The sequence below is a fragment of the Parabacteroides sp. Marseille-P3160 genome (assembly GCF_900162725.1).
Taxonomy (GTDB): Bacteria; Bacteroidota; Bacteroidia; order Bacteroidales; family Tannerellaceae; genus Marseille-P3160.
In genome coordinates this window covers 58,824-68,806 of sequence record NZ_LT799418.1, presented here as the reverse complement: position 1 = coordinate 68,806, position 9,983 = coordinate 58,824, and the positions used below count along the sequence as shown (strand labels likewise).

The 9,983-nt window shown below is 37.8% G+C and carries 10 protein-coding genes; 6 read left to right on the top strand and 4 right to left on the bottom strand.

The window, feature by feature from the left end:
• Positions 1–303 precede the first annotated feature (303 nt).
• On the bottom strand, positions 304–519 hold the full coding sequence (locus tag BQ8014_RS19280; RefSeq protein WP_160149999.1) for a hypothetical protein: 216 nt from the start codon (positions 517–519) through the stop codon (positions 304–306).
• Between the two features lie 399 nt (positions 520–918).
• Between BQ8014_RS19280 and BQ8014_RS00335 the strand changes: the two genes are divergently transcribed.
• From BQ8014_RS00335 to BQ8014_RS00320, 4 genes are all read left to right on the top strand, one after another.
• Complete coding sequence (locus BQ8014_RS00335; protein WP_080902607.1) at positions 919–1,329, top strand: hypothetical protein; 411 nt, start codon at positions 919–921, stop codon at positions 1,327–1,329.
• Between the two features lie 199 nt (positions 1,330–1,528).
• On the top strand, positions 1,529–2,038 hold the full coding sequence (locus BQ8014_RS00330) for a hypothetical protein (RefSeq protein ID WP_080902606.1): 510 nt from the start codon (positions 1,529–1,531) through the stop codon (positions 2,036–2,038).
• An 11-nt stretch (positions 2,039–2,049) separates the two neighbouring features.
• Entirely contained in the window at positions 2,050–2,976 is a 927-nt protein-coding gene (locus tag BQ8014_RS00325; RefSeq protein WP_080902605.1) for a GLPGLI family protein, read from the top strand.
• A gap of 11 nt (positions 2,977–2,987) precedes the next feature.
• On the top strand, positions 2,988–5,642 hold the full coding sequence (locus tag BQ8014_RS00320) for a TonB-dependent receptor (RefSeq protein ID WP_080902604.1): 2,655 nt from the start codon (positions 2,988–2,990) through the stop codon (positions 5,640–5,642).
• 541 nt (positions 5,643–6,183) lie between these two features.
• On the opposite strand, the gene BQ8014_RS00315 is transcribed toward BQ8014_RS00320, so the two are convergent.
• Both BQ8014_RS00315 and BQ8014_RS00310 read right to left on the bottom strand, forming a co-directional pair.
• The gene (locus BQ8014_RS00315) at positions 6,184–7,371 is read right to left on the bottom strand and encodes a 6-bladed beta-propeller (RefSeq protein WP_080902603.1); all 1,188 of its coding nucleotides are present in this window, start codon (positions 7,369–7,371) and stop codon (positions 6,184–6,186) included.
• Between the two features lie 44 nt (positions 7,372–7,415).
• The gene (locus BQ8014_RS00310) at positions 7,416–7,625 is read right to left on the bottom strand and encodes a hypothetical protein (RefSeq protein ID WP_080902602.1); all 210 of its coding nucleotides are present in this window, start codon (positions 7,623–7,625) and stop codon (positions 7,416–7,418) included.
• Between the two features lie 450 nt (positions 7,626–8,075).
• On the opposite strand from BQ8014_RS00310, the gene BQ8014_RS00305 reads away from it, so the two are divergent.
• A complete protein-coding gene (locus BQ8014_RS00305) occupies positions 8,076–8,447 on the top strand; it encodes a hypothetical protein (RefSeq protein ID WP_369808767.1) in 372 nt (123 codons plus the stop codon).
• Between the two features lie 132 nt (positions 8,448–8,579).
• Complete coding sequence (locus BQ8014_RS19575) at positions 8,580–8,735, top strand: type II toxin-antitoxin system YafQ family toxin (protein WP_234998094.1); 156 nt, start codon at positions 8,580–8,582, stop codon at positions 8,733–8,735.
• 68 nt (positions 8,736–8,803) lie between these two features.
• Here BQ8014_RS19575 and BQ8014_RS00295 read toward each other — a convergent pair whose 3' ends face one another.
• On the bottom strand, positions 8,804–9,958 hold the full coding sequence (locus BQ8014_RS00295) for a 6-bladed beta-propeller (RefSeq protein WP_080902601.1): 1,155 nt from the start codon (positions 9,956–9,958) through the stop codon (positions 8,804–8,806).
• Between the last annotated feature and the right edge of the window lie 25 nt (positions 9,959–9,983).

Sequence of the window (9,983 nt, the reverse complement as noted above, 5' to 3'; positions counted from 1 at the left end):
TAATCCGTTTTTGTGACATCAACTGTGATGAAATCATCGTTGCCTTCTTGTCTTTGTCCGCATCCTGCCATTATAAACGGGATAAGCGCCCAAATTACATTCACTCTTTTCATATTGATTCGATTTAAGGTTCGTAATCACCAAAGTAAGCTTTATTCTTTCTTATAAGACAGCCCCAAGTTATCCTATAGTCTTTTAATGCATTAAAAATAGAACTTCGCCAGAAATATTCAAAACAACACAAGTTAATATATTCCTGAAATTTAATTTCATACGAAATATCCATGTTTTATTTCCTCGGAATTAAACTTTCAGGTCCAGAAAGTCGGAGAGATTTCCCCGGGGCGGGATGCTCAGTTTCTTCCGGATGGAGGGCAAATAGCGCGTATAATCTTTATGGTAAGCCAGCTCCTGAGTATAGTCCTTACGGCTCTCTTCTATCATGGCGGCTTCACAGGGAAAGAATGTAAAAGTTTTTATAGAAGGTCTTTTAATGGCAAAAGCAGATTCATTGGCCATTGAAGTTTCAACCAATCCGAGTCCAATGCAAAGGTAGCATGGCAATATTATGGGGTTTATCTTAACGGACAATCAAATCTTTACAAGAGTATACGAACCAATAACAGTGAGGTTGATAAAATAAGGGGTTATACAGGAAAAATGTATGATTATATGCCCCAATTGGGCGAAAATACTCAAAAAAACAGAGAAAAATCAATTTATTACCTTTATATATCAGATGTTTGTTCGGATTCCGGGAACCCTGATTATAAACTTTTAGGCTTTGTGAATGATGAAATTGTTACACATTTTTACGTATAAAAAAAATATATATATATAGAGAGAGAGAGTTGTTTTTATTTTTTTTCTATATTTACAATCTATATCTAGTGCGTTTATCTTTTTATTCGCATAAATATGAAAAACACATCTATATGCAAGATTGCACTTTTTACCATCGCCGTTGGGAAAGATCCCATCTATTTTAATTCTGTACGACGGTATTTCCCCTACAATAAAGTAAATTTTGGGCAAGGTTTTGATGTGGATTATTATGTACTCACTGACCGAGATGAAACGATCATGAGTATTATCTCCATTCCTTGCCAATCTTCTTTATGGCCTTTTACTACACTGTTGAAGAACAATCTCATTGCTGATTATTTGGATGATTCTGGAAAATGGGATACTTACAGCCATATTTTCTTTATTGACGCCGATTTTGCCATTGGTGACCAGTATGATTTTTTCCGGCATGATTTTTTGTTGGTAAAACCCTATTGGAATAATAAAAACGGTGGGAGATTTAGTAATAAGATGAAGGCATAGCCTTCAAACGGTCTTTGGAATGTATAATGTTAGTCAAACAACCTAAAGTCTTGACTATTATTTTCTTCTTTTTGTCTTGTTCCTTTTGGTATTGAACATAAGTCGAATCTCTTTATTCAGACCAACTGCATTGACAAAATAGGCACGAGACTAAAAATAATTACTCCAATATGGTTTCTTTTTTAATTGTGGATAACTTTTGAATGGCCTTATTGCCAACTTACCTCTCAAGGTGGCCATAATTCTGAAACTGAAACCCTTGGCGCATAAATTTATTTCAGGCAATATCAATAAAATATTGTCGGATTTAGATTTGAAAGTAATGGAAATATCCCCTGTAAAAATGCATCGTTATGATTTATTCTATGAATTTGGCGGGATTGTAAGATACATACTGTGTCGATTATATTCTACAAATGACAGGAATAAAGGCAACAATCCATTTTCACGGGATTTCTTATCGGAAGTTTATAATAAATCGAAGGAAATCATTGAAAATGGCAAGTACAATAACTGTCTCGAAACATATATCGAATACATTCTTTATTTTGAAAATAGAAAAGAGATAGATCCTCCATCTGTTCATGAAATTACCATTTTACCCGGTTGGAATGAATACAGCAAAAGAAATAAAAATTTAAACTTGCAGGGGGTAACGGGTTTTTGTTTAGAGTTTATATCGAATCAGTCAACCAATTATAATATTTAATTCAATTCATTATGAAAAAAGTAGTATTCATCTTTTTATTTTGTGCCCTTTCTATTGGAATCAATTTTGCACAAAAAGACTCAACTGAAGAACTGCATTGGGCTGATGTCAATCCTCCGAGGCCTTCTTCTTTCAAAACTTTGGATATGAATGTGGTTGATTCCGGAAATATTAAGGTTTTTTACGCCTTGAATGCCACGGACATCAGCGATCCGGAAACGTATGATGACTTGCAGTGCCTGGAAATCGGCTCCCACTTGTCCAGATACTATAGTTACTATGTTTACAACAGTGATTCATTGGTAACAGACTGGAAGAAAAAAAATCCCACTGTCCAAGACAATATGGTTCCCTTTCAGCTTGGTCCCAAAGGAAAATTTCAAGGATGGTCGGAATACCTGTATTCGGAATATTTCAAGGATTTTTCAAAAAAAGAATTGACGGAATATGCCCGCCTGCCATTGAGGTTTGATAAATACAATGCACGGTATTCGGAACCCCTTCCTGTTCAAGATTGGGTAGTGGGCGATGAAACGCAGACTGTGGCCGGCTACTTGTGCCAGAAGGCGACTTGCCAATTCAGGGGCCGGGAATATACGGCATGGTTTTCGATGGATATTCCCGTCAACAACGGTCCATGGAAGCTTGGGGGATTACCCGGTTTGATCCTGAAAGCGTATGACAAAGATAAACTCTATTCCTTTGAATGTGTGGGGATCGAGAATCACAAACAAAAATTTCCTGTCAAGATGAACAAGGCATTTGGACAGTATATGAAAACAGACAGGAAGAAACTGTGGAAATACAAAAAAGAGGTTCAGGAGGACTATATTAAAGTATCATTAGCCGCAACGGGAGGAGGTGCTGTTCGTTTTGACGCTACAGATCCATTATACAGGGAACGGCAACTCCCTTATATCCCATTGGAATTAGAATAAAGTCCAATACAATGAAACAGGTATTTCTTTGTGTTTTCTCTTTGCTTGTTCCTTTGCTTGCATACACCCAAACGACTCTTACCGGAACGGTTAAAAACAAGCAGGGAGAGCCATTGGTCGTCAGTGTCACCGTACAGGCCAAAGGAAGTAACACGATTGCGGGATTTACAACAAGCGATAAGGAAGGTAAATACAGCCTTACTTACAAGGGAACAGCCGATTCCCTTGTGGTTACCGCTTCCGGGGTTTCTGTAGGGAAACATAGCCGTGTTGTACCTAATCGATCGGGGCAGGTCAACTTCAGCATAGAGGAGAAAGCCATGGAGTTGAAAGAAGTAACCGTCACCGCAGCGCCGATCCGCCGCACAGGGGATACGCTCAACTACTCAGTCCGCGCATACACCGGACAAAATGACCGTACCATCGAAGATGTGTTAAAGAAGATGCCGGGCATTAATGTGGATGGATCCGGAACCATTTCATACAATCAAAAACCTATCAACAAGTTTTATATTGAAAATCTGGACCTTTTAAAGGGGCGTTATGGCATTGCAACTAAAAACATTGAAGCCAAAGATGTATCCACCGTCCAGGTCCTGGAAAATCACCAGCCGATCAAAGCATTGGCAGACAAAATTCTTTCCGATGCAGCGGCAATCAACCTCAAACTGACGGAGAGCGCTAAGGGAAAGCTGATTATGAGCGCCTTGGCAGGAGCCGGTTATGAACCGGCAATGTGGAGTGCGGAATTAACGGCGATGTACTTTGCCGCCGGAAAACAAAACATGACTACCTACAAAGGGAATAACGCCGGAAAGGATTTGAGTTCGGAAATCAGCATGCACAGGGGTTACGACTACGACTATGTAAGTCCGGGCGATATCAGCATGCTCTCCATTGCCGCGCCTTCTACTCCCCCGGTAGGTAAAAACCGATATGTGAACAATATAAGCAACAGCGTCACCGGGAACCAATTGTTTAAACTGGGCAAAGACATGGAAATGACGCTTAGCGCCGTTTACTATAACGACCGTGTGGAAAAGGAAGGGTATTCGCTTTCCGAGCAGTTCCTGCCCGGTGACAGTTCCGTCCGGATCGAAGAAGATATCAAAAGCTTGACCAAAACCAACAATTTGGAAACGTCGTTCAAATTGAATTCAAACGCTGAAGAAAAGTTCTTCAACAATTCATTGAATATCAAAGGAAGCTGGAACAACGACCGGGGAACGGGCATTACCCGGAGCAATGTGGGCGATATGAACGAAACGCTGTCGCAGTATTTGTCCAGTCCCGCTTTTTCAGTGGACAACTCCCTGGATTTTATCAAAAACATCGGGAAAAAAAGCTACAAAATCTTTTTTTCAATGGCTTACAGCCATAGCCCCCACAGCTTGACGGTCAGTCCGGTAAATTATTTCGGGAACAACAGCCTGGCTTCTTTGGAACAAAGCGTGGTCTCGAATAATTTCTCTTCATCGGTCAGGACTTCCTATGGGCTGAAAGTGAAAAAAGTAAACATGGATTATGGACTCTGGGGAAGTGTGGATTTAAAGGGCTTGGATACCGAATTGACCGGAACGGATACCCTCGGCGTGTTTATTTCCGCTGCCGATTCACTGAAGAACGATCTTTGGTATAACACCTACCAGATAGGTGTGAACCAGAATTATACATACAATAGTAATGGAAAATTCAAAGCCAGCCTTGCCATTCCTATCGTTAACCATACCCTGACGGTAAACGACCGGATACCGGACAAAGTCACCAAATACAACCGCTGGATAATCAATCCATCCCTTAAGGTTTCCTACGACCTGACGCGCGAACTGGCTGTCGCTGCCGGTGGAAATTTCCGAAAAAATTATGGAAACATGAACGATGCCTACACGGGTTACATCATGCATTCTTACCGTAGCCTGCTCCGTAATACAATTGACCACCTGTTTGAATCGCGTTCGGGAGGGGCAAACGCTTCACTGCAATACCGCGATGCCTTCCGGGAGCTTTTCCTCAACATTGGTGCCAACTATGGAAAGTCGTGGAGTAACCTGCTCTACGGCTTCGATTACAATGGCATCATGCAAGTGAAGACGACCATTGACCAGCCGACCCAATCCGAGAATTATGGATTTAACTTTAGTGGCAGCAAAGGCTTTGGTTTTTGGAAAACTACCCTCAACATGTCGGGAGGGTACCACGAAGGCTGGGGAGAACAATTAATACAAAATGAAATCCTGACCTACCGTTCGGAAGGTTACAACGCAGGTGCGTCCATTAATACCACCCCTTCCGCATTCATCAATTTGAGTTATAGTTTTGGATGGTCGAGAAGCCGGAGTTTTTCAGAGGAATTATCCACACGGTTTCCCCCCATCCGCAGCCAGAACCATACGGCAGGTCTTTGGCTTAATCCGACCAAAAGTTTCGGTATAAACCTGAGCGGGGATTACCGTTACAACAGTGCGGTGAATAATCGCAACACAACTTTTCTCGATGCCAAGGTGCGTTACAAAAACAAACAAACGGAATGGGAACTGGAGTGCAATAACCTATTTAATGTCAGACAATATGTTTCGGCTTCCTACACAGATTTAAGTACCTATTATTACAGATACAATCTGCGTCAAAGAAGTTTTCTGCTAAGTGTGAAGTTTAAGTTGAAGTGAATGAGAATAGTTTAAAATTTATCTATTTTATTATATGATACCCCAAATATTGGAGATATTATGCAACGTATGGGCGCCATAGCTAAAGAGGGGGATGCGAGAGGGGTTACCGCATCGGCATTTATCAAAAAATATAATTTACCCTCGTCCAGTTCCGTACAATAGGCGCTCAAACCATTGCTAAAGACAGATTTTTGTATAGGATAGCGATATTGATATAGCTGTGGTTGTAGAATATTTAAATGACAACCTTCAAAAACGTTATACGGAAATTACGATCTGATTTTTAAAATAGATGTTAAATCTCTTCTTAATGTTTATTCGGGAATTTTCAGCAAAGCGGGATTGGAACGTATTGCCGGCATTAACTAAAAACAATTATGGCATTACGCTTCGGGTAACAGTAAACCGCGTACGGAACAGATTCGCAAATTAGAAAGCGCTTTACACAAAATTCTGGAGAGAGTCCAAATTAGGGAAAGCGCTTATCTCCCTGAATCTATAAAGAGTTATCTTTGTGTGTTATGTTTATTTCTTATGTTTATTTCTTATGTTTTATCAACATAATCACCGGATTCGAATCTTCATCCAATTTGGCAGCAATTTCTTTCAACTTGCCTTTTAGTTCCCCTTTCTTGTAAGATTCTACAAGTTTGTAGGCTTCTAAAGGGTACCATGATTCGATTTCGTGATTGACAGGTTTTGTTGCGCTCATATATATTTCTTTTTTTGTTGTAAAATCACCATTGTACACTGTATATCCTGAAAAAGACTTTTCCTTTGTGTCATACATAAAATAGGTTTTCGGAAATCCATCTTGTGTATTCCAGTTATATACATTTTTGATCGTTTCCATAAAATAATAACGATCTGATAATAGCCTAATAGTCAAAAAAACTCCTGGATCCATCGGGTGAATTGACGGAGTTCTTACGATAAAAGGACGCAAGCTATAATCCTTCAAAAAGGAGTACACAGTGTCAGACGAAAGCTCTGAAAGTATCCAATTTCCATTGAAAGGAATTATGGAACGATAGGGACCAGGTCCAACCCCAATTATCGATTGACTATTATTTCCCTCCTTCTTTATTTGACCCAAAAACTTCTTTTCTTTAAATGGAATCTTTATTTCTCGGGTAATACGCCCATCCTGTTTGGATATAAGAACAAATGCGACCTCCTCGTTGTATTCGTCATAGCAAATCAAATGATATTTGTCATAATTGAATATATCGGTGTAAAATTGGGAGTTAGTGCCTTTCTTGTGTTTAAAACTTCTTTTGAAATTTCCGTATAAATCATATACAACGATTTTTTTTCCTAAAATGTCATTAATAAACATTTCTTCGCTCTCCTCATCCAAGGTAATACTAAAAATACTTATATATTCTTCGCCGCCTTGTCCCTTACGATTTATCTTTCGTATGGCTTTCCCGGTTCTGTTATAAACATAAATATTTCCATCATTAATTCGATTTTCGTTTTTTACTAACATAAGTTCTTTACCAATATCCAACACAACACCTTGATTAATAAAATTATCATTCGTTTCTAACGCAATATATTCCACATCCATAAAGTCCTGAAGAATCAATTTCTTTTGAGGGGAATAATTCTTAATAACATCAACCGTAATGAATTCATTGTTGCCTGTTTGTTTTTGTCCTTTGCTTTCTGCCGCCACTGCCAAGGAAAGAATGATTACTAAAATTGTATTTATTCTTTTCATACGTTGCTTATTTTCAATAGTTTTTTACTGTTAGAATATAATTATTACTTCTTCTTGTTAAAAATGTTTTTTTTAGAAAATGAGGTACAAGTAGCTGTGGGTAATTGTTTTTGGGGTATGTCCAACACATAGAAATTTTCTGTCACAATGGAAGATAACAAGTCTAAATACCGAACAAAAGCAGAGGTTTGCTCGTCAGGAACAATCGGTTCTTCTTGTGCATATTCAAAAAAACGATCTTTTGAGGTTTTCATATCTTACCAGGTTATATATAAATACAAATGATATGGATAATTATGAGATCCTAATAATAACGCGTAAGGCAATCGCCGCACAAATTAGAAAGATGACCCTTTTATATCCCGTTGATTTAAAGTTCTTACTTCCAAAGTTATATTTTATATTTCTCTTAAAAAATAGCCTATTGGAGCCATATAGCTTTTTTATGCATTAGAAAAGGATATCTCTTTATGTGTGAACAAAATAAATAAAAGTTAATATAGGTCTGGAATCGTTTTTTTATGCGTTCTTTTCAGGCTTCGACTCTTATCAGGAATAAATGACATTTACTAAAAAATGACTCTTTCCACACAATTGAATTAAGCCTCTGTTTTTTTTATTGGATTTTTCAAATGAGTCGATTACGGCGCCTAATCAGCTCAGGGAATATATCTGGCAAATAAAGGAGTTCCCGAATTTCAAATATGAAAAAGAAAAAATCTCTTCTGTATTCAGATGCCATGTTTAAAGAAAACTTCATGAATAATTCTACGACACAAAAAATGTATTACATTTGTAATGCAATATATAATACATGTATAACAATGGAGACGGGAGCAATAAAAAAACAAACAGCATTCAGACTAAACGCAAACTTACTTGACAGGCTGAAAGAGGAAGCTAAAAAGGCAAACAGAAGTTTAAGCAACTATGTAGAATGTATCCTTATGGATAGCGTTTATAATGAACCAAATGAAACTACGATCGAAGCAATAAAAGAGGCGCAGGCGGGTAAATTTGCCGGAACTATAAATACCAGTAGCAAGAAAGCTTTTATTAAATCATGTGAGGAATGAAAATTCTACGTTATAGTACCCAATTCAAAAAGGATTTTAAAGCGTATAAGAATCAACCAAAGAAACATGAATAGTTATTAGAGGTTTTTAAGGGTACTTGAAAACGAAGAAAAGTTTCCCTTGGAACTAAAAGTGCACAAACTGACTGGTAAATATAAAGAATGCATGGAATGCCATATTGAAGCAGATTTTTCCCTTATATGGTTAGACGAAAAAACTAATATTATTGGAATCCTCAGGCTTGGGGGCGTATCCGATAAACTGTATCAGCATATTTTTATTCGATAAATCAACTCATCGCTCGGGGATCGCCCCGCGGCAAGGGGTGGGAGCACCCGTCCCGACGAGCGGTAAAATTAGAGTGTCTTATGCTTTATCAACATAATCACCAGATTATCGTCCTTATTCAATGTTGCGGCAATTTCTTTCAGTTTGCCTTTTAGTTCTCCTTTATTATATGATTCAACAAGATTGAAAGCTTCCAAGGGATAACATGATGCAATTTCGTGATTGAGAAGGCTCATACCAATCATATACATTTCTTTTTTTACTGAATAGTCTCCATTATATAGCTTATAATTGCACATGACTTTTTCCTGCTTGTCATACATCATATATTTTTTAGGGAATCCGCTTTTTCTATCAAAATCGTAAACATTTTTGATGGTTTCCATGAAATAGTAACGGTCGGAAAGAAACCTCAAACTCAGGAAATCTTCCGGATCCATAGACCTAATTGGCGGAGTTCTTACTATAAATGGATGTAGGCTATGATCAGGCAGAAACATATATATGGTATCCGATGAAAATTCCACAAGTGTCCAATTACCTTTAAAAGGGATTAATGAAGAATAATAACCGGGAGCCACAATTTGACGACCTTTCATTTGGTATAATAACTTTTTATCCTTAAATGGAATTTTAATTTCTTTAGTAATACTCCCATCCTGTTTAGATACAATGGTAAATGCTATTTCTTCATTATATTTATCATAGCAAATCAAATTATCTCTATCATAATTGAACATCTCTGTATAATACCTGGAACCAGCGTCTCGCGTTTGATTTAGGGTTCTTTTGTATTTTCCATATAAATCATATACTTGAATTTTTCGTATAGTAAAGTCGTTGACAAAAAATTCACTATTAACTTCATCCAAAACAATATAAGCAATATTTGCGTATTCTTCACCTCCTTGCCCCTTGCGATTTATCTTTCGTAGAGCTTTTCCGTTCCTGTCATACACAAAAATATTTCCGTCGTCATTTCTATTTGTTACTAATATGTATTTCTTGCCTATATCCTCCACATGCCCCTGATTAACAAAGTCATCATTTGTCTCTAATGGGATATATTCCACCTCCATAAAGTCCTGAAGGATCAGTTCTTTCTTGGGATAATCCGTTTTTGTGACATCAACTGTGATGAAATCATCGTTGCCTTCTTGTCTTTGTCCGCATCCTGCCATTATAAACGGGATAAGCGCCCAAATTACATTCACTCTTTTCATATTGATTCGATTTAAGGTTCGTAAT